We start from the raw sequence: 22765 nt of genomic DNA on the forward strand, positions 1-22765 counted from the left end.
CAGAGGTAGTCCTTATGAAACTGGGTCACGCGCACCACTCAGAACTGGATCGTACGCTCACCCCGCACTGGCACCGCGACTGTAGCCTGGAGCTGGCACCGGACGGCAATGGCCATGTCTTGCACATCAGGCCCGGCGGCATGATTCGCCTGGATGACGACACGACTCGCATAAGCGAGTTGGTCGATGGCCAGCGCAGCGTTCAGCAGATCATCGACACCTTGCACAGCCGCTTTCCGAACCTGCCGGAAATGGGCACCGATGTCGATGAATTCATCAGGCATGCGCACGATATGCAGTGGATCGTGCTGGTTTGAGCAGAGCCTGCTGATTACTTGCGGCTGGCGATGATGTACACGGCGTGGATGATGCCGGGGAAGTAGCCCAGCAGGGTCAGCAGGATATTGAGCCAGAAAGCGCCGCCGAAGCCGACTTGCAGGAACACGCCCAGTGGAGGCAGCAGGATGGCGATGATGATGCGAATGATGTCCATGGGTAAGCTCCTGATTGAATGGCCGTGATGGCCTGTGCTCAATCGACCCTTGGCCGCTACAGGGGTTCCATGCCTTCTGGCATACCGCCATTATTCATCGCATGTGCAAAAAACGCGGACAAAGAAAACCCCGCCGAAGCGGGGTTTTCCAGACTGTTTCCCTGACATCCCTTTCTTCCCACCGTCCTGGCAGGCTTCCCTACGTGTCCCTGTTATTTTGGTTGCGCATCCTGCGCGACGTCCATGTAGTTAGATTATCTTTGGATCCCTTTTTTCGGAAGAGGCTATTTGTCACCACGGCGTGTAAGCCAAAGCTTACAAAATGACAACGATTCTCAAAACCTGATGCTCAAAACTGGGAAGCCTCCAGCAGATACAACGATTCGCTGCCTGCGCGCACCGACGCATCCAGCGAATGAATGCGTGGCAGCAGCCGGGCAAAGTAGAAACGCGCAGTACCGAGCTTGCTGGCATAGAAGTCTTCTTGCGTCTCTTTGCCCAATGCCGCGCCCGCCATGCGCGCCCACATCCAGGCATAAGCGGTGTAGCCGAACAGATGCAGATACTCCACAGACGCAGCGCCGATTTCGTTCGGATTGCGCTGCGCACGCTCAAGCACCCACCAGGTCAGGTCATCGAGCTTGTCCAGCGCACCCCGTAGCGGCTCGACGAACTCGGCCTGGCGACTGTCGGCCGTCTTGATGAAGTGACGCACCTCATTGGAAAACAACCGGTACCACTCACCCTGCGAGCCGACGATCTTGCGCCCGACCAGGTCCAGCGCCTGAATGCCGTTGGTGCCTTCGTAGATCTGGGTGATGCGCACGTCGCGCACCAGTTGCTCCTGCCCCCACTCGCGAATGTAGCCATGGCCGCCCAGAACCTGCTGACCATGCACGGTGATTTCGAGCCCCAGATCGGTCAGGAAAGCCTTGGCCACCGGGGTCAACAGCGCCACCAGTGCATCGGCACGCTGACGCTCCTGAGCGTCTTCACTGTACTTGGCGATGTCCAGTTGCAGCGCGACATAGGCGGTGAATGCACGGCCACCTTCGTTGAGTGCCTTCATGGTCAGCAGCATGCGCCGTACATCGGGGTGCACGATGATCGGATCGGCGGCCTTGTCGCGATTCTGCGTGCCGGTAGGGGCACGGCTTTGCAGACGCTCACGGGCATAGTCGATGGCGTTCTGATAAGAACGCTCGCCCGAGGCCAGACCCTGGATCCCGACGCCCAGACGCTCGTAGTTCATCATGGTGAACATCGCCGCCAGGCCCTTGTTCGGCTCGCCGATCAGATAGCCCTGCGCGCCGTCGAAATTCATCACGCAGGTGGCCGAGGCCTGAATGCCCATCTTGTGCTCGATGGAACCACAGGTCACCGCATTGCGCTCGCCCAGGCTGCCGTCTTCATTGACCAGAAACTTGGGCACCAGAAACAGCGAAATGCCCTTGGGACCGGCCGGCGCATCGGGCAGCTTGGCCAACACCAGATGAATGATGTTCCCGGCCAGATCGTGTTCGCCGCCGGTAATGAAAATCTTGCTGCCGCTGATCGTGTAAGCGCCGTCGGCCTGAGGCTCGGCGCGGGTACGGATAATCCCCAGATCGGTACCGGCATGGGCTTCGGTCAGGCACATCGAACCGCTCCAGAGGCCGGCGTACATGTTGGGCAGGTACGTGGCCTTGAGCGCTTCACTGGCGTGGTTGTTCAGCGACACGCAGGCGCCGGAGGTCAGCATCGGGTACAGGCCGAACGCCAGGCTGGCGGAGTTGAGCATCTCTTCGACCAGCGCGCCAACCACCTTGGGCATGCCCATGCCGCCGAACTCGGGGTTGCCGCCAACCCCCACCCAGCCGCCTTCGGCATAGGTGCGGTAGGCCTCTGGGAAACCGGCCGGCGTGGTGACCACGGTGTCGTTCCAGTGGCAGCCTTCTTCGTCGCCATTGCGGCTCAGCGGTGCGATGCTCTTGCTGGTGACCTTGCCGGCTTCTTCAAGGATGGCGTCGACGGTTTCGGTGTCGACCACCTCGGCCAGGGCCGGCAAACGGGCCCAGAGTCTGGAGACGTCGAACACTTCATTAAGGACGAAGCGCATATCGCGCAGCGGCGCTTTATAGTCAGCCATGGCATACCTCGTGAACGGGAAGCTAAAGACACGAACAATGAAGCCGGACCCGCTATGACCAAGGCCGCACTTCGAAGAGCCCGAGTGTAGCCGAACAACTATTGCGACACATAGGGTCTGCTTGTGACTGGATAGTTTTTCCCAGTCACAAAAATGCGCCCGTCAGGGCTACGCGGTATCGGCCACACGCGTCGAACCGCGTCTTTGCGGCTGTCCATAGGCAATCACACAGTTGCGACCGGCACCTTTGGCGGCATACAACGCCTGGTCGGCTGCCTTGAGCACTTCGTCGGGCGTACGCTGTTCGGGCTGACGTTCGGCCACACCCATGCTGACGGTCACCGAAACGCTGCTGGCCTGACCTGCACCGCGGCGTAACCGCCCCTGTTGATCGTCTTGCGGGCGATTGTCAGGGTTGCGCAGCTGAATCTGATAATTGGCGATGGTTTCGCGGATCGCTTCCAGGTGCGGCATACACTCCTCCAGCGTTTTGCCGGGGAACACAATCGCAAACTCTTCACCGCCATAGCGGTAGGCCTTGCCACCACCCTGAGTGATTTTCGACAGTTTGCTGGCCACCAGGCGCAGCACCTGGTCGCCGACATCGTGGCCATGGGTGTCGTTGAATTTCTTGAAGTGATCCACATCGCTCATCGCCAGCACGTAATTGCGCCCCAGGCGTTGCAACCGCTCGTTGAGCGCTCGCCGACCCGGCAGCCCGGTCAACTCGTCGCGGAAGGCCATTTGATAGGCTTCCTGCGCCACGGCAGCGGCAATCATCAACATGACCTGGCTGCACATGATGTTCAGGGTGAACGGCAGAATGAAAGTCTTGGGCAACGCCCAGAACAACCCCAGCAAGCCAACCAGTTGCGCGGCATGCAGCGGGCGCGGCTTGTTCAGGTACTGCCAGATCAACACCCCGAAAGCGATCAGAAACATCACATACGACAGCTGGATCAGGCTCATCCACGAACCATGCAACGCCGGCCAGCGAATGTCCGCCAGCCAGTTCTGCACTTCAAGCGGATAACTCTGTTCAAGCCCCAACGCCACGCCCCCGACCACCAGCAGCACGGCCAGGCGCGCAACCAGATCCTGGAACAGATGCGTGCGCTCTTCCCAGGCGGCATACAGGCCGTACATCACCGGTAGCAACAGGCACATCAGGTGGAACACTACCGCCGCATCGTCCCGCACCACACCATTGTCGCGATAGAAATCGGTCTGGGTGTCGAGCAGGTAATAGGCGATGTACACGGTGACCATCAGCGCCAGCTCGCGCTGGCGGCGATACACCGCGCAATACGCGCCTCCCAGCAGCAACACCAGGGTCGGCAGGACATTGAAGAGGGAAGTAAAGAAAACGCTCAGGTCTTTGACATAAGCCGCCGCAAGGCCGCCCACAAACAGAACGCCGGCAGGCAGAAAGTGACTCAGTCGTGCAGCAGATGGACGCAACAAGGGGGATGTCTCCTACTCGGCATCAGAAAATGGCCCGGCATAATGGCATTGTGCCTTTGCTGGGTAAGTAATGCATTCAGCAGGAACTAAATAGCTAACTAATTTCTGTAACGGCAGGGATCAGGAAAGGTTGATTGCAAATAGCTATTAGCGATAATTCTTCATGAAAAAAAGACCGGCACAAGGTGCCGGCCGTACGACCAAGAAGTGGTTGTCAATGCATAAGACCGTGAGGTAGCAATCGCGAAGTTTTAAGCCAGAACACCAATCTGCCACGGGCAGAATTCATCCTCGCCAAGCCCGTTCAGTTCGCTGCGGGTCGGCGTACCCGAAGCATGCTCCAGCAAGCGCTCAAAGATTTCCTGGCCCATTTGCACAATGGTCTTGTCGCCATCGATGATCTGCCCGCAATTGATGTCCATGTCGTCGCTCAGGCGCTGGTACATCGGCGAATTGCTGGCCAGTTTGAAGGTCGGTGCCGGCAGCGAGCCAAAGCAGGAGCCGCGCCCGGTAGTAAAAGCAATCAGGTTGGCACCGCCGGCAATCTGCCCGGTGGCCGACACCGGGTCGTAGCCGGGCGTGTCCATGAACACCAGACCTGAAGCGGTCACCGGGTGGGCGTACTCGTAGACTTCCATCAGCGGCGCATTGCCGCCCTTTTTTGCCCCACCGAGGGATTTTTCCAGCACATTGGCCAGGCCCCCTGCGTTGTTGCCGGGACTGACCCGGCCATTGATCTGGGTATCGCGACCACGGTTATATTCCAGCCACCAGTCGATGCGCTCGATCAGCTTGCGCCCCACCTGCGGCGACACGGCGCGGGCAGTCAGGGTGTGCTCGACACCGAAGATTTCCGAGGTTTCGGACAGAATGGCCGTACCGCCATGGCGCACCAGAATGTCCACGGCCGCGCCCAGCGCCGGGTTGGCCGACAGACCGGAAAAACCATCCGAGCCACCGCACTGCATGCCGATCATCAAGTGCTCGGCCGACACCGGCTCGCGCCTGGCTCGATCGGCAAGCGGCAGCATGCCTTCGATCAGCGCAATGCCTTGCTCAGTGGCGCTTTTCACACCACCGACCTCCTGAATGATCAGCTTCTTGAGCATCTCGCCTTCCAGCAAGCCTTCCTGCTCGAAGAAACCATGAATATTGTTGCGCTCGCAGCCCAAGGCAATCACCACCGCGCCGACGGTGTTGGGGTGCTTGATATAGCCGCCGATGGTGCGGCGCAGCAGGTCCATCGGCTCGCCGGTCATTTCCATGCCGCAGCCGATCTCGTGCACGAACGGCACCACGCCATCGATGTGCGCGAAGTTTGCCAAACGTTCGGCGTCAAAATGGTTGGCGATCTTGCGCGCTACCGTGGCACCGCAGTTGCCGACCACGAACACGCCGAGGTAATTGCGCGTCGCCACGCGACCGTCCTCGCGTACGATGCCCTGAAAGGTCGCCCGCTGTGCAGGGGCCAACAGATCGGTCGGCACGTAATCCAGACCGTAGCGGTAGTCGCGGGCGGTCTCGCCGAAGGCGATGTTGTGGCTGTGCATCCAGGTGCCAGCCGGCAGGTCCTCGGCGGCATAACCGATGACGGTGTTGTATTTAAGCACCGGCTCGCCCTTGGCGATCAGGCACGCCGCGACCTTGTGTCCTTGCGGTACGGGCTGGCGCGTGGTCACGCCTTCGCTGTGGATAACCGTTGCGACGGGAATCTCGATGCGCGCGACGACAACATTGTCGGCGGCATCCAGACGAATGACGGGGCTGACTTCACGGTTGTTCATAAGGGTGACTCTAGTTATGGGGACGCATGCTCAAGGCTGCAAACAGCGGCGCGACAACTGCCGCGCCGCTGTCCGGGCTTAACGGGACTCAGGGGCGCTTGCCGAACTCAGTGCTGTGCTGGGTCCAGGCCAGTGCCTGCTCGCTGAGCGAGAAACCAAGGCCCGGACGATTGGGCACCCACATGCGTCCGTCGCGCAGCTCAAGACGCTCGTTGAACAATGGCTCCAGCCACTCGAAATGCTCCAGCCATGGTTCTTCCTGATAGGCCGCCGCCAGGTGCAGGTGGATTTCCATGGCGAAGTGCGGCGCCAGCTTGAGGCCCTTGAAGCTGGCCAGGTTCATGATTTGTAGAAACGGCGTGATGCCGCCCACCCGTGGCGCATCGGGCTGAATGAAATCGCAGCCGCGGGCATTGATCAGTTGGGCGTGCTCGCCAAAGCTGGTGAGCATTTCGCCGGTGGCAATGGCCGTGTCCAGCGACGCCGCCAGTGCCGCATGGCCTTCTACGTCATAGCAGTCGAGGGGTTCTTCGATCCAGGTCAGGTCGAATTCTTCGAGCTTGCGGCAGAAGCGCTGGGCGGTGACCCGGTCCCATTGCTGGTTGGCATCGACCATCAGCGGGAAGCCTTCACCCAACTGCTCGCGCACCGCCTTGACGCGCTTGTAGTCAATGCCGGTATCAGGCTGGCCGACCTTGATCTTGATTCCGCCGATACCGTTGCCACGCGAGATCTCGACGTTTTCCAGGACCTTTTCCAGCGGCGTGGACAGATAACCACCAGAGGTGTTGTAGCACTGCACCGAGTCACGATGGGCACCCAGCAACTTGGCCAGTGGCAAACCGGCACGCTTGGCCTTGAGGTCCCACAGGGCGATGTCGAACGGGGCGATGGCCTGGGTGGTCAAGCCGCTGCGGCCCATCGAGGCACCGGCCCAAAGCAGCTTGTTGAAGATTTTGGCGATGTCATTAGGGTCTTCACCGAGCAGGTTCGGCGCGATCTCTTTGGCATGGGCGTACATGCCAGGGCCACCGGCACGCTTGGAATAACCGAAGCCGATGCCTTCATGGCCTTCACGGGTACGAATCTCGGCGAAGATAAAGGCGATTTCGGTCAGTGGTTTCTGCCGGCCGGTCAACACCTTGGCATCGCTGATCGGCGCGCCCAGCGGCAGCACGGTGTAAGACAGTTTGACCCACTCGATGCTGTCGGTGCTGGCCTGGCCACGCTGCATGGATGCGATTTTGGGGTCGATGTAGACGTTGCTTTCGATCATGGAAATAGCCTCTTGTTATTGAGCCGAAGGTTGGCCGGTCAGGTCGCTCAGTTGCAGGCGCTTGAGCGTGCCGACGATAAACAGGTAGGAAAACGCCGCCAGCAAGCCGTGGGCGCCGACGTAGAACAGCGCGCTGTTGAACGAGCCGCTGGAATGCAGCAGGTAACCGATCACCACCGGCGTGACAATGCCGGCGGTGTTGCCCATGGCGTTGAACACCCCGCCGGTCATGCCGACCATTTCTCGTGGCGCCGTGTCGGCCACCACGCTGAAGCCCAGGTTGCCGAAGCCCTTGCCGAAGAACGCCAGGCTCATGACGGCAATGACCAGCCACTGGGTGTCGACGAAGTTGCACAGCATCATGGTCGAGCTGAGCAGCACGCCGGCGATGATCGGCGTCTTGCGGGCAATGCTCAGCGATTGGGTGCGGCGCATCAGGTAGTCGGAAAAGAACCCCGAAGAGATGGCGCCGATCAGGCCGCACAAGGCCGGAATCGACGCGACCAGGCCGGCCTGCAAAATGTCGAAGCCACGCTCTTTGACCAGATAGATCGGAAACCAGGTGACATAGAACCAGGTCACCGCACTGACGCAGTACTGGCTGATGAACATGCCCAGCAGCATGCGGCTCTTGAACAGCAGGCCGATTTCAGCCAGCGAGCTGCGCCGGTTGCCCCTGGGCTGGGCAGCTTGCCCCTCCAAGTCGACCAGGCCTTCGCCCTGGCGAATGTATTCAAGCTCGGCGGCATTCATCTTTGGGTGCTTGACCGGCAGGTAGTAGTTCATCCACCAAATCACCGCGATGCCCAGACCCACCAGGCCCATGATGATGAACACGTACTCCCAGCCAAAGGCGTAGCAAAGCCAGCCCATGAACGGCGTGAAAAAGGCCAGCGAGATGTATTGCGCGCTATTGAAGATGGCCCCGGCCATGCCGCGCTCCGAGGACGGAAACCAGGAGGCAATGACCCGGGTACAGGCCGGCCCCACCGGTGACTCCGCCACCCCGAGCAGAAAGCGCAAGGCCAGCAGCAGGGGCACGATCATGCCGATGAAATGCACCAGGCCCATGCAGACGGTGAAGATGGACCAGACCACAATGGCGATGGTCAGGGATTTCTTCGAACCCAGCCGGTCACTGAGCCAGCCGGCAGGAATCAGGAAAACCACATACGCCCAACTGAAGATGGAAAACAGATAACCCATTTCCACCGAACTGATGCCCAGTTCCTTGCTCATGTCGGAGCCGGCGACCGCCAGTGCCGCCCGGTCGCCGCTGCTCAGCGCCAAAACCATGGTAATCAGCGCCAGGGTCAGGTAGCGATAGCGACTTGCACCGATCGCACGAGCCACCGCACCGACCTTTGACGGCTCTTGCGCGGCATAGCTGTTCTGGTTGTTCATCTCCAATGCCTCATTATTTTTATTGGCGTCATGAAGCGCCCGAACGACAAAGGGCCTGAACCATGACAGCGCTATCAAATGACAGCGCTGTCAAAATAGTAGAAGCATTGCGCATGGCGTTGCAAACCGCCTTTTCCGGGAAATTCCCGTTAACTGGGAATGCGTTCCGAGCGACCGGATCGACCGGGCTTTGCGCTAGAATCGCGGCATTGAATAATCGCGCTCCGCCGCCGCTGCCTGCCTTGAAGGTCACCTCATGCTTGAAACGCCCTCCGGCACCACCGGTCGCCTACTCTCGGCTCAACCGATCAGCAATCGAACCGCCACCGTCACGCTCGACGACGTTGCCAGGCTGGCCAAGGTGTCGCCCATTACCGTTTCACGGGTCATCAACCGGCCGGAGCTAGTGTCGGAGAAAACCGCCAAACGGGTGAAAAGCGCGATTCGCAAGACCGGCTATGTACCCAACCTGCTGGCCGGTGCGCTGGTGTCGCAGCGCAGTCGACTGGTCATCGTGGTTATACCGACGATTGCCAGCCGCGCCTTTGTCGATACGGTCAGCCAGTTGGGGCTGCGTCTGGCAGCGGCGCGCTATCAGCTACTGCTCAGCCAGTCAGACCTCACAGCGGCCGATGAGTCCGAACTGATCGACAGCATTCTTGCCAGGCGCCCGGATGGCCTGGTGCTGACCCGCCGGCTACACACCGAACAGGCACGGGAAAAGCTGCTGGCGCGTGGTATTCCGGTGATCGAAGCCTGGGAGCTGCATGACCAGCCCATCGATACGGTGGTCGGCTTTTCTCACGAAGCGGTGGGCAGGGCCATGGCCGAACACATGATAGAGCGCGGTTACACCCGCATTGCGCTGATCTGGAGCGACGACGCCCGTGCTGCCCGGCGCCGGCTGGCGTGTATGCAGCGCCTTGCTGAGGCCGGTATCGAGGTGGTTGCCTGTGAGCTTGAGCCGGTGCCGGTCAATATGGGCAATGGCCGCCAGGCAATGGCGCGCCTGCTCAAGGCGGGGGTACGGATGGATGCGGTGATCTGCAGTATCGATCAACTGGCACAAGGGGTCATGGCCGAAGCCCAGGCCCAGGGTATGCGCGTGCCGCAGGACGTGGCGGTGATCGGCTTCGGCAACCTGGAATTCGCCGCACACACCCACCCGCGCCTGACCACCGTCAATGTCGATGGTGGCCGGATCGGCTTGCGCACCGCCGAGTTGCTGCTGCAACGCATGGATGGCAGCCTGTCACGTGGCAAGCACAGCGAGGATGTCGGCTTTGATCTGGTAATCCGGGAAAGCACCTGAAGGGCACCTCCCCGTAATCACAGCCTGTCAGTAACCCAGACCGAAGTCCTCTTCTTTCATGTCCATCAGGTTGGCAGCGCCCGACACGATTGCCGCTGCATGGGTGCGGGTACGTGGCAGGATGCGCTGGTAGTAGAAGCGCGCGGTCTGCAGCTTAGCCGTGTAGAACGCCTCTTCCGAAGTGCCTTCAGCCAGTTTCTGTGCAGCAGCACGCGCCATGTCGGCCCAGAAGTAGGCCAGGCATGCGTAGCCTGAGAACATCAGGTAATCCACCGAGGCGGCACCGACTTCTTCGCGATCTTTCATCGCGGCCATACCGACTTTCATGGTCAGTTCGCCCCACTCCTTGTTCAACGCCGCCAGGGGTGCGGTGAACTCGGCGATGGCCTCGTTGCCTTCGTTGGCCTGGCAGAACTTGTGGACGATTTTAGTGAAGCCCTTGAGCGCCTCGCCTTGGGTCATCAGCACCTTGCGGCCCAGCAGGTCCAGCGCCTGGATGCCGGTGGTGCCCTCGTACAGCATCGAAATGCGGCTGTCGCGCACGTTCTGCTCCATGCCCCATTCGGCAATGAAACCGTGGCCACCGTAGATCTGCACGCCATGGTTGGCCGACTCGAAGCCCACCTCGGTCATGAACGCCTTGGCGATCGGGGTCATGAACGCCAGCAGGGCGTCGGCGGCCTTGCGCTGTTCCTGGTCTTCGCTGTACTTGACGATGTCGACCTGCTTGGCGGTGAAGTACACCATCGCGCGGGTGCCTTCGGCGAAGGCCTTGATGGTCAACAGCATGCGCCGTACATCGGGGTGCACGATGATCGGGTCGGCAGCCTTGTCCGGGGCCTTGGGGCCGGTCAGCGAGCGCATTTGCAGGCGGTCGCGGGCGTATTTCAAGCCGCCCTGAAACGCCACTTCGGCGTGTGCCAGGCCTTGCAGCGCAGTACCCAGGCGTGCGGTGTTCATGAACGTGAACATGCAGTTCAGGCCCTTGTTCGGCGGGCCGATCAGGAAACCGGTAGCGCCGTCGAAGTTCATCACGCAGGTGGCGTTGCCGTGAATGCCCATCTTGTGTTCCAGCGAACCGCAGGCCACGGCGTTGCGCGTACCGATAGCGCCTTGGGCGTCAGGCAGAAACTTGGGCACGATGAACAGCGAAATGCCTTTGGTGCCGGCCGGCGCATCGGGCAGACGCGCCAGCACGATATGGACGATGTTATCGGCCATGTCGTGTTCGCCTGCGGAAATGAAGATCTTGGTGCCGCTGACCTTGTAGGAACCATCGGCCTGAGGTTCGGCCTTGGTGCGCAGCATGCCCAGGTCGGTGCCGCAGTGCGATTCGGTCAGGCACATGGTGCCGGTCCACTCACCCGACACCAGTTTGGTCAGGTAAGTCTCTTGCTGCTCAGGCGTGCCATGTTCGGAAATAGTGTTCATCGCGCCATGCGACAGGCCCGGGTACATGCCCCACGACCAGTTGGCCTCGCCGACCAGTTCACTGATTGCCAGCCCCAGCGATTCAGGCAGGCCCTGACCACCGTGATCGACATCATGGGCCAGGCTCGGCCAGCCGCCCTCGACGAATTGCTTGTACGCCTGCTTGAAGCCGGTCGGCGTCTTCACTCCCGACTCGCTCCAGGTACAGCCTTCGGTATCACCGACGCGATTCAGCGGTGCCAGCACCTGCTCACAGAACCTTGCACCCTCTTCAAGAATGGCATCGACCATGTCGGGGGTAGCGTCCTGGCAGGCTGCAAGGCTCTGGTAATGGGCCTCGTAACCCAGCAGCTCATCACGCACGAATCGAATATCACGCAAGGGGGCCTTGTAGTCAGGCATAGCTTGTAACCTCTGCTGGTGAATCCCGAATGAATGACTGACCGGTCGTGACGGGAACGCTTTTACTGCCGTTGGCGCTTGACGCTGCCTACCGATCAAACAGATGTTTGAAACTTACGTTTACACCCGAACCTTGTCAATAGCGCATTGCCCGGCGGCTGCCTCATGCAGGCGCAAAGCCGCACAGACCGTGGCCTGCAGCACAAGCGGGGATGTATAGGGGAAGTCTAGTCGAGGGGCAGCCAGTTGCGACCATGAAACAGCATGGCGGTCAGCATCAACGCAAAAACGACAACGCCGTGCGCAAAGGCACGGCGTTAACGGTAAAACGACCTGAGGGGATCAGGCGTAGGTATCGATCAGCGTACCCAGTGCTTCACTGCTGGCACGTTGTGCTGCAACGCCCGCTTCGACCTGAAACTTGCCGGCTTCGAGCTCGACAATGTTGGAAGGCAGATCGGAACGCTGGCTACGGTCAACGGAGCGCAGATTCTCCAGCTGAAAATCAGAGGACTGGCTGCGACCAGACACTTCGATGCTGTTACTGGCGATCTGGGAGGCCGCCTGATCGACACGATTCTGCCCGACCTGAATTGCACTCAGGCCTGGATAAAGCGTGTTGTTCATGGATATTTGCATAAGCCAATCCTCAGCTCATAGAAAGCAAGGCCTATTAAAACAGGGATGAAGGCAAAAGGCCCCACAAAAAGACTAATGGTAATGGCCCCAGCAATAGGTTAAATCTTGATCAATCGCCAAAGCACCTTGCAGATCAGCTACCTGCGCCGTAACAGCGGCTCAAGCGTCAAATAATCAGCCACTGTTTCAGCAACAGGCTGTAACAGTCGTGGCACCTGTCCGAGACAAGGCGCAGGCAATTGCGCAACCAGCGTCGCCAGATTGTCCTGCAGCCGTGAGGTCTGTGCATCGACGATATTGGCCACCCAACCGGCCAGTATCAGGCCGTCGCGAGCGATGGCTTCGGCCGTCAGCAACGCATGACTGATACAGCCCAGGCGCACGCCCACCACCAGAATGACCGGCAGTTTCAGGGCAATCGCCAGATCGGACAGATGTTCATCGCCACTTAGCGGCACCCGCCAGCCACCCGCCCCCTCGATCAACGTGAAATCGGCTTCACGCGCCAACAGCCGCTGCATCGGCGGCAGTAAATCAGACACCCGCAGTTCCAGCCCCGCCTCCCGCGCTGCCAGATGCGGCGCGATGGCCGGCTCGAATGCGAACGGGTTGACCTCTTCGTACGTCAGCGGCGTGGTGCATTGCGCAAGCAACGCCAAGGCATCGCTGTTACGCAGGCCATTGCCGACAAGCTCGCAACCGGAAGCCACCGGCTTGCCGGCCGCCGTGCTCAAACCGGCACGGCGGGCCGCCTGCAACAGCCCGGCGGCGATGGTGGTCTTGCCGATATCGGTGTCGGTTCCGGCGATGAAAAACGCAGCGCTCATGAATGTTTTTCCAGCACGACATAAATGGCCTGATAGGTCGCAGGCAAACCCTGGTCCTGGCGAAAGTCTTCGTAAGCCTCGACCAGCCCACGAATCCGCTTGCGGCCGGTCAGGCCGGTGGCACGGCCGGGATTGAGGTTATGCGCGCCCAAGGCTTTAAGCTCGTGAGTCAGGCTGCGCACGTCCGGGTAATGCAGCACATGCGCACGGACTTCCAGGCTGCGAATGCGCAGCCCGCTGGCCTCGCACAATTGCTGATAGGCATCCTGTTCGCGGAAGCGATTGACATGCACCAGTCCATCGACGCGCTGCCAGCTGCTGCGCAGCTCATGCAAGGTGCCGACGCACAGGCTGGAAAACGCGAACACGCCACCGGGGCGCAATACCCGCCGTGCCTCGCTGAGCACCGCTGCAAAGTTGGCGCACCACTGCACCGCCAGGCTGGAAAACACCAGGTCAACGCATTCACGTTGCAGCGGCAAACTCTCGGCATCGCCAGCGACAAAATGCTTCGCCCCGCCCTGCGGTTGCGCGTGGCGCAGCATGCCTTCGGCAATGTCCAGTGCCACACCCTCGGCCGCACCAAAGCGTTGCCCCAGCGCACGGCTGAAATGCCCGGTGCCACAGCCCAGGTCGAGCCAGCGAGCAGACCTCAGTTGAACAGGCAACTGCGCCAGCAAATGCTGACCCACCGCACGTTGCAGTTCGGCCACGCTGTCATAACTGGCCGCCGCACGAGAGAACGAAGCGGCCACGTGTTGCTTGGTCGGCAGTCCACCCGGCAACGGGATAGCAGAAAGATCAGTCATCGTCCGACGCTCGTAAAAAAGCCCGGATCGCCGCCGCCACGCCATGCGGGCTTTCCAGAATAAAGGCATGGCTGGCCTGTTCGATCAGGCCCACTTCGACATCCGGCAGCAGCGCCAGCAAGTCACTCGCCGCCTCGGCCGGAACAAACGCATCGAGCCCGGCAAACAGGTGCAGTTGCGGCCCACGATAACTCTGCAAGGCCTCGCGGGTATCGAGCCGTTCAAGCACGCGCAAGCCATCGAGTAATGCTTGTCTGGAAAGGTGCGGCGCCGCGGCCTTGAGCTGGCGCGACAGGCCACGCGGGTCTTCGCCGCCCTGGCTGCACAGCAGGCTGAAACGCTTGAGCGTCGCTTGCGGGTCTTGCTCGCAGCCGGCCAGAAATGCGACGAAGTCGGCCTCCGGCAGCGCATGCGGCCAGGCGCCGCGCGGCACGAAACAGGTATTGCTGGCCAACGTCACAAGGCCACAGCAATGTTCACCACGCCGCGCCGCCAGTTCAGCCGCGAGCATGCCGCCCAGCGACCAGCCGCCCAGCCACACATCGTTGGGCAGCGTGGCATCCAGCTCGTCGAGCCAGGTCTGCACGTCGCTGGTGCCAGGCTCCGGCAAGGGTTCGATCTCGACGTTCAGGTGCTCGTCCAGCCCGCGCAAGGCGGCGGCCAACGGCTCCAGCGGCGAAACACCCAGACCCCAGCCGGGCAACAGCACCAGACGATTACGCATGTGTCGACTCCACCGTTTCATCCACACCCAGCAGTGGCCAGCACTGCGCCAGTGCCTCCAACAATAGCTGCACTTGCTCAGGTGTGTGTGCGGCGCTCAAGGTCACCCGCAAACGGGCGCTGCCGGCCGGCACGGTCGGTGGACGAATAGCCGTCACCAGCAGGCCGCGCTCCCGCAGCAATTGCGACAGGTGCAAGGCACGCCCGGCATCGCCGATCATGATCGGCTGAATCGGCGTAAAACTGTCCATCAGGCGCAGACCGATCTGCTCGGCACCCTGACGAAACTGCTGGATCAACGCAGCCAGATGCTCACGCCGCCAATGCTCGCTGCGCAGCAGCTCCAGGCTCTTGAGCGTCGCGCAGGCCAGCGCCGGCGGCTGGCTGGTGGTGTAGATATACGGCCGCGCGAACTGGATCAGTGTCTCGATCAACTCTTCGCTGCCGGCCACAAACGCCCCGGAGGTGCCAAAGGCCTTGCCCAGCGTACCGATCAGCACCGGTACCTCATCGATGCCCAGGCCAAAGTGCTCGACACTGCCACCGCCATTGGCGCCCAGCGGGCCGAAGCCGTGGGCATCGTCGACCATCAGCCAGGCGCCGCGACTTTTTGCGGTGCGCGCCAGCGCCGGCAAGTCGGCGATATCGCCATCCATGCTGAACACGCCATCGGTCACCACCAGGCTATCGCCCACCGCCTTGTCCAGCCGGGCATGCAGGCTGGCCGCATCGTTGTGCAAATAACGGCTGAAACGTGCACCGCTGAGCAAGCCGGCATCCAGCAACGAGGCATGATTGAGACGGTCTTCAAGCACCGAATCGCCCTGCCCGACCAGCGCCGTGACGGTGCCCAGGTTGGCCATGTAGCCGTTGGAAAACAGCAATGCGCGCGGGCGTCCGGTGAACTCGGCCAATGCCAGCTCCAGCTCGTGATGCGGGCCGCTGTGGCCGATCACCAGATGCGAAGCGCCGCCGCCCACGCCCCAGCGCTCGGCACCGGCCTGCCAGGCGGCAATCACCTGCGGGTGGTTGGCCAGGCCCAGATAGTCATTGTTGCAAAAGGTCAGCAGCGGCTGGCCGTCGACCACCGCCAGCGGACCTTGCGGGCTTTGCAGCAGCGGCCGCTGACGGTACAGCTCGGCGGCGTGGCGCGCATCGAGCCGCGCCCGAAGATCGAAAGACATGCTGACCTCGCGTGATCAGGCCGAGACCGCGTTATAGAACATCGAACTGCTTTGCTGCTCGACCAGCGCCTGCTCGATGGCGGCCTGGTGCACTTCGTCCGGGTGCTCTTGCCCGGCTTCTGGCTGGATGCCCAGGCGGGCGAACAGCAGCATGTCCTTGTCGGCCTGCGGGTTGGCGGTAGTCAGCAGTTTTTCGCCGTAGAAAATCGAGTTGGCGCCGGCAAAGAACGCCAGGGCCTGCATCTGCTCGTTCATCGCCTCGCGGCCCGCCGACAGCCGCACATGCGACTGGGGCATCAGGATGCGCGCCACGGCCAGCATGCGGATGAAATCGAACGGGTCGACCTCTTCGGCATTTTCCAGCGGCGTGCCAGCGACCTTGACCAGCATGTTGATCGGCACCGACTCGGGGTGCTCGGGCAGGTTGGCCAGCTGGATCAGCAGGCCTGCGCGGTCGTCCAGCGACTCGCCCATGCCGAGGATGCCGCCGGAGCAGATCTTCATCCCGGCATCGCGCACGTAGGCCAGGGTTTGCAGGCGCTCGGCGTAGGTGCGGGTGGTAATGATGTTGCCGTAGAACTCCGGCGACGTATCGAGGTTGTGGTTGTAGTAATCCAGGCCAGCGGCGGCCAGCGCCTCGGTCTGCTCCAGATCGAGACGACCCAGGGTCATGCAGGTTTCCAGGCCCATGGCCTTCACGCCTTTGACCATCTCCAGCACGTACGGCATGTCTTTGGCCGAAGGATGCTTCCAGGCCGCGCCCATGCAGAAGCGGGTCGAGCCGATGGCCTTGGCGCGGGCGGCCTCTTCCAGCACCTTTTGCACCTCAAGGAGTTTCTGCTTGTCGAGGCCGGTGTTGTAGTGGCCCGACTGCGGGCAGTACTTGCAGTCTTCAGGGCAGGCGCCGGTCTTGATCGACAGCAGGGTCGACACCTGCACGCGGTTGGCGTCGAAATGAGCGCGGTGCACCGTCTGCGCCTGAAACAACAGGTCATTGAAAGGCTGCACAAACAGTGCCTTGACCTCGGCTAAAGTCCAGTCGTGACGCAGGGTAGCAGTGATGCTGGCGCTCATCGGGCGGCTCCTTGTTGAAATCGGACACAACGCCTGGGTGCAAAGACCACAGGCGCGACACGGTTGTTCGGCTTGATTTTCGGCATAGTTAAGGAATGACAATGCCTTGTCAACCACATGAAGATTCACAGGTTTACATCTGGTTAAAAAACAAACGATTCTGCTTATTGTGCGATGAGCCCAGCGACAGTGAAATGCCGCTGTGCGTGCCGTGCGAGGCCGAGCTGCCGTGGCTCAACGCACAATGCCTGTGCTGCGCTCTGCCGCTGCCGGGCTTCGATGGCCACTGCCTCGATTGCACCTTGAAGCCGCCAGCGTTCAGCCAGGTGATTGCACCGTGGGAATACCGCTTCGTGGTCGACCGGCTGATCACCCGCTTCAAGCACCAGGGCCAGTGGCCGCTGGGCCGGCTGCTCGCCGAACTGATGACGCACTACCTGCAGCACCGCTTCGATGAAGGCCTGCCACGCCCCGACATGCTGCTGCCGGTGCCACTGGCCCGGCAGCGTTTACGCCAGCGCGGCTTCAATCAGGCTGCGATGCTGGCCGGCTGGATGGGACACGCGCTGAATCTGCAGGTGGATGAACAACAACTGCTGCGCATCCGCGAAACTCCGTCGCAGCAAGGCCTGGATGCCAAGGCCCGCAAACGCAACCTGGCCGGTGCCTTCACGCTGCGCGACAGCGATGCGCTGCGCGGCAAGCACCTGGCAATCGTCGACGATGTCGTGACCACCGGCACCACCGCACAGGCACTGGCCTACCTGCTGATGCAAGCCGGCGCGCAGCGGGTCGACATCTATTGCCTGGCACGCACCCCTGCGCCGCCAGCTTTGGCTTAGACTCAGTGCCATCATTCGCCATCGACTGCCCGTCATGCCGCTACCGCCCTCGTTGAGCCAATACATGGTGCGCCGCCCGCAGCGTCTCGCCCTGCTGCAACACATCGCCGAGCAAGGCTCGATCACCCGCGCCGCGAAAAGCGCGGGCCTGAGTTACAAGGCCACCTGGGATGCCATCGACGAGTTGAACAACCTCGCGCACCAGCCGCTGGTCGAGCGCAGTGTCGGCGGGCGTGGCGGTGGCGGCGCGAAGCTGTCGCCTGAAGGCGAACGCATCCTGCGCCTTTACCAGCGCCTGCAAGCCTTGCAGGCGCACGTGCTGGACGCTGCCGAAAGCGACGCCGACCTCGACCTGCTCAGCCGCCTGACCTTGCGCACCAGCGCGCGCAATCAGTTGCTCGGGCGCATCCACAGCATCACCCGTCAGGGCAACAACGACCTGGTGCGCCTGGCCTTGCCGGGCGAACGGCTTATCGATGCGCAGATCACTCATGACAGCCGCGTGCGCCTGGACCTTGAGACCGGCGTCGAAGTGGTCGCGCTGATCAAGGCCGGCTGGTTGCAGGTGCTCGCGCCGGACCAGGCGCCCACGCCCGGCCATAACAGCTTGCTGGGCCAGATCGAGACCCTGCTCGACGCCGAGGACGGCCCCAGCGAAGTGCGCATCGTGCTGCCCAGCGGCCAGACCCTGTGTGCGCTGGCCGAAGCGCAGCAGCTCACCGTGCTGGGGTTGAGTGGCGGCAGTGCGGTGCAGGTGCAGTTCGCGCCGTCGCAGGTGTTGCTCGGCACGGTCGTGTAAGCATTCACGGCGTCATCGCGCCGACACATTTTCGTCATGACAGTAACTTAATGTGGCTGCCACACCCGTGGAGCCGCGACGATGAAACTATTAGAAGACCACCAGTCCACTGATCTTGAAAAAATGCTCGGCCTCAGCCGCCGCAGCTTCATCGGCGCCGGCGCCCTGTGCGGTGCAGCGCTGTTTCTGGGCGGTGACCTGCTCAGCCGTACCGCGCTGGCCACCGGCGTCAGTGAAGCCAACCGCACCTTGCTAGGCTTTGACGGCATCGCAACGGCGACCGCCGACAGCATCAGCCTGCCACCAGGCTATCGCGCCTCGGTGCTGATCAGTTGGGGCCAACCACTGCACGCCAACGGGCCGGCCTTCGACGCCAGCGGCCAAGGCAGCGCCGAAGCCCAGGAAGTGCAGTTCGGCGACAACAACGACGGCATGAGCCTGTTCCCGATGCCCGGTCATCCCGACCGCGCACTGCTGGCGATCAACAACGAATACACCAATTACCGCTACCTGTACGCCCACGGCCAGGCGCCGCAATCCGCCGAAGAGGTGCGCAAGGCGCTGGCCGCCGAAGGCGTCTCGGTGATCGAAATTGCGCGCAAGAATGGCCAATGGCAGTTCGTGCAGGGTTCGAGCTTCAACCGTCGCATCCACGGCAATACGCCGATCACCCTGAGCGGCCCAGCCGCCGGCCACGACTGGCTCAAGACCGCCGCCGACAGCAGCGGCCGCCATGCGCTGGGCACGTTCCAGAACTGCGCCAACGGCAAGACGCCGTGGGGCACGTACCTGACGTGCGAAGAAAACTTCACTGACTGCTTCGGCAGCAGCGACCCGCAACAGGCATTCGATGCCGGCCTGAAACGCTACGGCGTGGTGGCGGCCAGCAAGGAGATTGGCTGGCACCCGTTCGATCCACGCTTCGACGTGGCGAAAAACCCCAACGAGGTCAATCGTCACGGCTGGGTGGTAGAAATCGACCCGTTCGACCCGAAATCGACGCCGGTCAAACGCACCGCGCTGGGCCGTTTCAAACACGAGAACGCGGCGCTGGCCCAAACCAAAGGCGGTCGCGCCGTGGTGTACATGGGCGACGACGAGCGCGGCGAGTTCATCTACAAGTTCATCAGCCGCGACAAGATCGACCCGGCCAACCCCAAGGCCAATCGCAACCTTCTCGACCACGGCACGCTGTACGTGGCGCAGTTCGATGCGGGCGACAACAACCCGGATCGCCCCAAGGGCAAAGGCCGCTGGGTCGAGCTGACACACGGCAAGAACGGCCTGGACGCCGCCGCCGGCTTCAACAACCAAGCCGAGGTGCTGATTCACGCACGCCTGGCGGCCAGCGTGGTCAAGGCCACACGCATGGACCGCCCGGAATGGATCGTGGTCAGCCCCAAGGACGGTCAGGTGTATTGCACCCTGACCAACAACAGCAAGCGCGGCGACGACGGGCAACCGGTCGGCGGCCCCAACCCACGGGCCAAGAACCAGTACGGGCAGATCCTGCGTTGGCGCGAAGCCGACGATAACGCCTCGGCCATGGAATTTGACTGGGACCTGTTCGTGGTCGCCGGCAACCCGACGGTGCACCCCGGCACGCCGCAGGCAGGCTCGGCCAACATCAACCCGCAAAACCTGTTCAACAGCCCCGACGGCCTGAGCTTCGATGCCGCCGGCAGGCTGTGGATCCAGACTGACGGCGACTCCAGCAACACCGGCGACTTTGCCGGCATGGGCAATAACCAGATGCTCTGCGCCGACCCGCACAGCGGCGAGATCCGCCGCTTTCTGGTGGGGCCGGTGGGCTGTGAGGTCACCGGCATCAGCTTTGCGCCGGACTACAAGACGATGTTCGTCGGCATCCAGCACCCGGGCGAAAATGGCGGCTCGACCTTTCCCGAGCACCAGCCGGGCGGCAAGCCGCGCTCATCGGTGATGGTCATCACCCGCGAAGACGGCGGCATTATCGGCGCGTAGGACTGGCTTTAGCCGGGAAACAGGCACCGCGTAACGCCCTTCCCGGCTAAAGCCGGTCCCACGGGGAAGGTGGTCTGCGTTACCATCTCCGGTCGCGCAACGGTTCGTTGCGTACAGGAGCCAGCATGTCCCATCCTTTCGCAGCCCTCACCCCCGACATGGTGCTCGATGCCGTAGAAAGCATCGGCTTTCTCAGCGACGCCCGTATCCTGGCGCTCAACAGCTATGAGAACCGGGTTTATCAGGTCGGCATCGAAGACCAGGCGCCGTTGATCGCCAAGTTCTATCGCCCGCAGCGCTGGAGCAACGAGGCGATTCTGGAAGAACACAGCTTCACCGCCGAACTCGAAGGCATTGAAGTGCCGGTCGTCGCGCCGCTGGTGCACAACGGCAAGACCCTGTTCGAACACGGCGGCTTTCGCTTCACCCTGTTCCCGCGCCGTGGTGGGCGTGCGCCGGAGCCGGGCAATCTCGATCAGCTTTATCGCCTTGGCCAGTTGCTGGGACGCCTGCACGGGCTCGGTGCCAGCCGCGATTTCGAACATCGCGAAGCATTAGGCGTACAGAACTTCGGCCATGACTCGGTCAACTACCTGCTGACCAATAACTGCATCCCGCGCTCGTTGCTGCCGGCTTATGAGTCGGTGGCCCGCGACCTGCTCAAGCGTGTCGAAGACGCCTACGCCGCCACCACGCACACCAATATCCGCATTCACGGCGACTGCCACCCGGGCAATATGATGTGCCGCGACGAGATGTTCCACATCGTCGACCTCGACGACTGCCGCATGGGCCCTGCGGTGCAGGACATCTGGATGATGCTGGCCGGCGACCGCCAGGAATGCCTCGGGCAACTGTCGGAGCTGATGGACGGGTACAACGAATTCCACGACTTCGATCCGCGCCAACTGGCCCTCATCGAACCGCTGCGCGCCCTGCGCCTGATGCATTACAGTGCCTGGCTGGCACGGCGCTGGGATGATCCCGCGTTCCCGCACAGTTTCCCCTGGTTTGGCACCGAGCGTTACTGGGGCGACCATATCCTGGCCCTGCGCGAACAACTCTCGGCCTTGCAAGAAGAACCTCTGAAACTGTTCTGACACTGCACCACCCAGGCACAAGGAACCACCATGCACACTGCCAATCCGCGGCGCGGATTAATTCTGGGCCTGAGCGCCTATACCATCTGGGGCCTGTTTCCGCTCTACTTCAAGGCCGTTCAGGCGGTCCCGGCGATCGAGATCATCATCCACCGCGCACTCTGGTCGGCGCTGGCCGGCTCACTGCTGCTGATGCTGTGGAAACATCCCGGCTGGCTCAAGGAACTGCGCGACAACCCGCAGCGCGTGGCCATCCTGGCGCTGAGCGGCACGCTGATCGCCAGCAATTGGCTGATCTATGTTTGGGCCGTCAATAACGGGCGCATGCTCGAAGCCAGCCTGGGTTACTACATCAACCCATTGGTCAACGTGCTGCTCGCCCTGATCCTGCTTGGCGAGCGGCTGCGGCCTATTCAATGGCTGGCGGTGGCACTGGCCGCCACCGGGGTTGCCCAGCAAGTCTGGCAGGTCGGCAGCCTGCCGTGGATATCGCTGGCACTGGCGCTGACTTTCGGCTTCTACGGGCTGATTCGCAAAAAGGCCCCGGTGGCTGCCTTGCCGGGGCTGGTCGTGGAAACCTGGCTGCTGGTGCCGCTGGCCCTCGGCTGGCTGCTGCTGAACCCCAACGCCGACAGCCTGCAACCCGAGATTCTGCACAGCTCGATGATCTTCTGGCTGGCCGCTGCCGGCCCGGTCACGCTGGTGCCGCTGGTGTGCTTCAACGCCGCCGCACGGCACCTGCCGTTCGCGACCCTGGGCTTTCTGCAATACATCGGCCCGACGCTGGTCATGCTGCTGGCCGTACTGGTCTACGGCGAGCACCTGGCCGCCAGCACACTGGTGACATTCTGCTTTATCTGGGCCGGCCTGGCGGTGTACAGCATCGATGCCTGGGTCAACCTGCGCAAAAGAGCCTGATCAAAAAACAACCAAACCTTTGCAGCCCTTATGGAACGTGGGCTGCAAAGGGATACCCCAAGCTTATCCACAGGCAGGTGCAGGTTAATTGTGCACAAGACCGCGAAGCTGACTGTTTTTTGACCAACAGGCGCAAAGCCTTGCTGCACGTGGCGTAGCGGGTTGATTCCCCA

General features: G+C 61.8%; 20 protein-coding genes. 7 read left to right on the top strand and 13 right to left on the bottom strand.

The window, feature by feature from the left end:
- Positions 1–14 precede the first annotated feature (14 nt).
- Positions 15–317, top strand: coding sequence for a pyrroloquinoline quinone biosynthesis peptide chaperone PqqD (pqqD, locus tag ACYP2A_RS02175; protein ID WP_459742343.1), 303 nt, complete (start codon positions 15–17; stop codon positions 315–317).
- Positions 318–331: 14 nt separating this feature from the next.
- Here pqqD and ACYP2A_RS02180 read toward each other — a convergent pair whose 3' ends face one another.
- The 6 genes from ACYP2A_RS02180 to ACYP2A_RS02205 form a co-directional block, all read right to left on the bottom strand.
- The gene (locus tag ACYP2A_RS02180; RefSeq protein ID WP_045484381.1) at positions 332–493 is read right to left on the bottom strand and encodes a YqaE/Pmp3 family membrane protein; all 162 of its coding nucleotides are present in this window, start codon (positions 491–493) and stop codon (positions 332–334) included.
- Between the two features lie 349 nt (positions 494–842).
- Entirely contained in the window at positions 843–2621 is a 1779-nt protein-coding gene (locus ACYP2A_RS02185; protein ID WP_459742345.1) for an acyl-CoA dehydrogenase C-terminal domain-containing protein, read from the bottom strand.
- 168 nt (positions 2622–2789) lie between these two features.
- A complete protein-coding gene (locus ACYP2A_RS02190) occupies positions 2790–4085 on the bottom strand; it encodes a GGDEF domain-containing protein (protein WP_459742347.1) in 1296 nt (431 codons plus the stop codon).
- Between the two features lie 251 nt (positions 4086–4336).
- Positions 4337–5869, bottom strand: coding sequence for a UxaA family hydrolase (locus ACYP2A_RS02195; protein WP_459742349.1), 1533 nt, complete (start codon positions 5867–5869; stop codon positions 4337–4339).
- An 88-nt stretch (positions 5870–5957) separates the two neighbouring features.
- On the bottom strand, positions 5958–7145 hold the full coding sequence (locus tag ACYP2A_RS02200; RefSeq protein ID WP_459742351.1) for an L-talarate/galactarate dehydratase: 1188 nt from the start codon (positions 7143–7145) through the stop codon (positions 5958–5960).
- A gap of 15 nt (positions 7146–7160) precedes the next feature.
- The gene (locus tag ACYP2A_RS02205) at positions 7161–8549 is read right to left on the bottom strand and encodes an MFS transporter (RefSeq protein WP_459742353.1); all 1389 of its coding nucleotides are present in this window, start codon (positions 8547–8549) and stop codon (positions 7161–7163) included.
- A gap of 256 nt (positions 8550–8805) precedes the next feature.
- Between ACYP2A_RS02205 and ACYP2A_RS02210 the strand changes: the two genes are divergently transcribed.
- A complete protein-coding gene (locus tag ACYP2A_RS02210; protein ID WP_459742355.1) occupies positions 8806–9861 on the top strand; it encodes a LacI family DNA-binding transcriptional regulator in 1056 nt (351 codons plus the stop codon).
- A 27-nt stretch (positions 9862–9888) separates the two neighbouring features.
- Here ACYP2A_RS02210 and ACYP2A_RS02215 read toward each other — a convergent pair whose 3' ends face one another.
- The 7 genes from ACYP2A_RS02215 to bioB form a co-directional block, all read right to left on the bottom strand.
- Positions 9889–11694: a phenylacyl-CoA dehydrogenase gene (locus ACYP2A_RS02215; protein WP_459742357.1), complete on the bottom strand. Its 1806-nt coding sequence runs from the start codon at positions 11692–11694 to the stop codon at positions 9889–9891.
- Positions 11695–12036: 342 nt separating this feature from the next.
- Positions 12037–12333, bottom strand: a complete 297-nt coding sequence (locus tag ACYP2A_RS02220) for a pyrroloquinoline quinone biosynthesis protein PqqE (RefSeq protein WP_459742358.1) — start codon at positions 12331–12333, stop codon at positions 12037–12039.
- 137 nt (positions 12334–12470) lie between these two features.
- The gene (gene bioD / locus ACYP2A_RS02225) at positions 12471–13160 is read right to left on the bottom strand and encodes a dethiobiotin synthase (protein ID WP_459742360.1); all 690 of its coding nucleotides are present in this window, start codon (positions 13158–13160) and stop codon (positions 12471–12473) included.
- Entirely contained in the window at positions 13157–13969 is an 813-nt protein-coding gene (bioC, locus tag ACYP2A_RS02230) for a malonyl-ACP O-methyltransferase BioC (protein WP_459742362.1), read from the bottom strand. Before bioC ends, bioD begins: the two co-directional genes overlap by 4 nt.
- On the bottom strand, positions 13962–14693 hold the full coding sequence (locus ACYP2A_RS02235; RefSeq protein ID WP_459742363.1) for an alpha/beta fold hydrolase: 732 nt from the start codon (positions 14691–14693) through the stop codon (positions 13962–13964). The genes bioC and ACYP2A_RS02235 overlap by 8 nt, the downstream gene beginning before the upstream one ends.
- Positions 14686–15876 (bottom strand): 8-amino-7-oxononanoate synthase, encoded by a 1191-nt coding sequence (gene bioF / locus ACYP2A_RS02240; RefSeq protein ID WP_459742365.1) that lies wholly within the window; start codon positions 15874–15876, stop codon positions 14686–14688. Before bioF ends, ACYP2A_RS02235 begins: the two co-directional genes overlap by 8 nt.
- Positions 15877–15891: 15 nt before the next feature.
- Positions 15892–16950 carry a biotin synthase BioB gene (bioB, locus tag ACYP2A_RS02245; protein ID WP_459742367.1) on the bottom strand — a complete coding sequence of 353 codons (1059 nt, stop codon included), beginning with the start codon at positions 16948–16950 and terminating at the stop codon, positions 15892–15894.
- A 101-nt stretch (positions 16951–17051) separates the two neighbouring features.
- On the opposite strand from bioB, the gene ACYP2A_RS02250 reads away from it, so the two are divergent.
- The 5 genes from ACYP2A_RS02250 to rarD all read left to right on the top strand — a co-directional run bounded on the left by ACYP2A_RS02250 (position 17052) and on the right by rarD (position 22592).
- The gene (locus tag ACYP2A_RS02250) at positions 17052–17792 is read left to right on the top strand and encodes a phosphoribosyltransferase family protein (protein WP_459742369.1); all 741 of its coding nucleotides are present in this window, start codon (positions 17052–17054) and stop codon (positions 17790–17792) included.
- A gap of 34 nt (positions 17793–17826) precedes the next feature.
- Positions 17827–18591, top strand: coding sequence for a TOBE domain-containing protein (locus ACYP2A_RS02255; RefSeq protein WP_459742371.1), 765 nt, complete (start codon positions 17827–17829; stop codon positions 18589–18591).
- Positions 18592–18672: 81 nt separating this feature from the next.
- A complete protein-coding gene (locus ACYP2A_RS02260; protein WP_459742373.1) occupies positions 18673–20574 on the top strand; it encodes a PhoX family protein in 1902 nt (633 codons plus the stop codon).
- 125 nt (positions 20575–20699) lie between these two features.
- Positions 20700–21674: a serine/threonine protein kinase gene (locus tag ACYP2A_RS02265; RefSeq protein WP_459742375.1), complete on the top strand. Its 975-nt coding sequence runs from the start codon at positions 20700–20702 to the stop codon at positions 21672–21674.
- Between the two features lie 30 nt (positions 21675–21704).
- Positions 21705–22592, top strand: a complete 888-nt coding sequence (gene rarD / locus ACYP2A_RS02270; protein WP_459742376.1) for an EamA family transporter RarD — start codon at positions 21705–21707, stop codon at positions 22590–22592.
- The last annotated feature ends 173 nt before the right edge of the window (positions 22593–22765 follow it).

The organism is Pseudomonas sp. 3A(2025) (assembly GCF_054589175.1).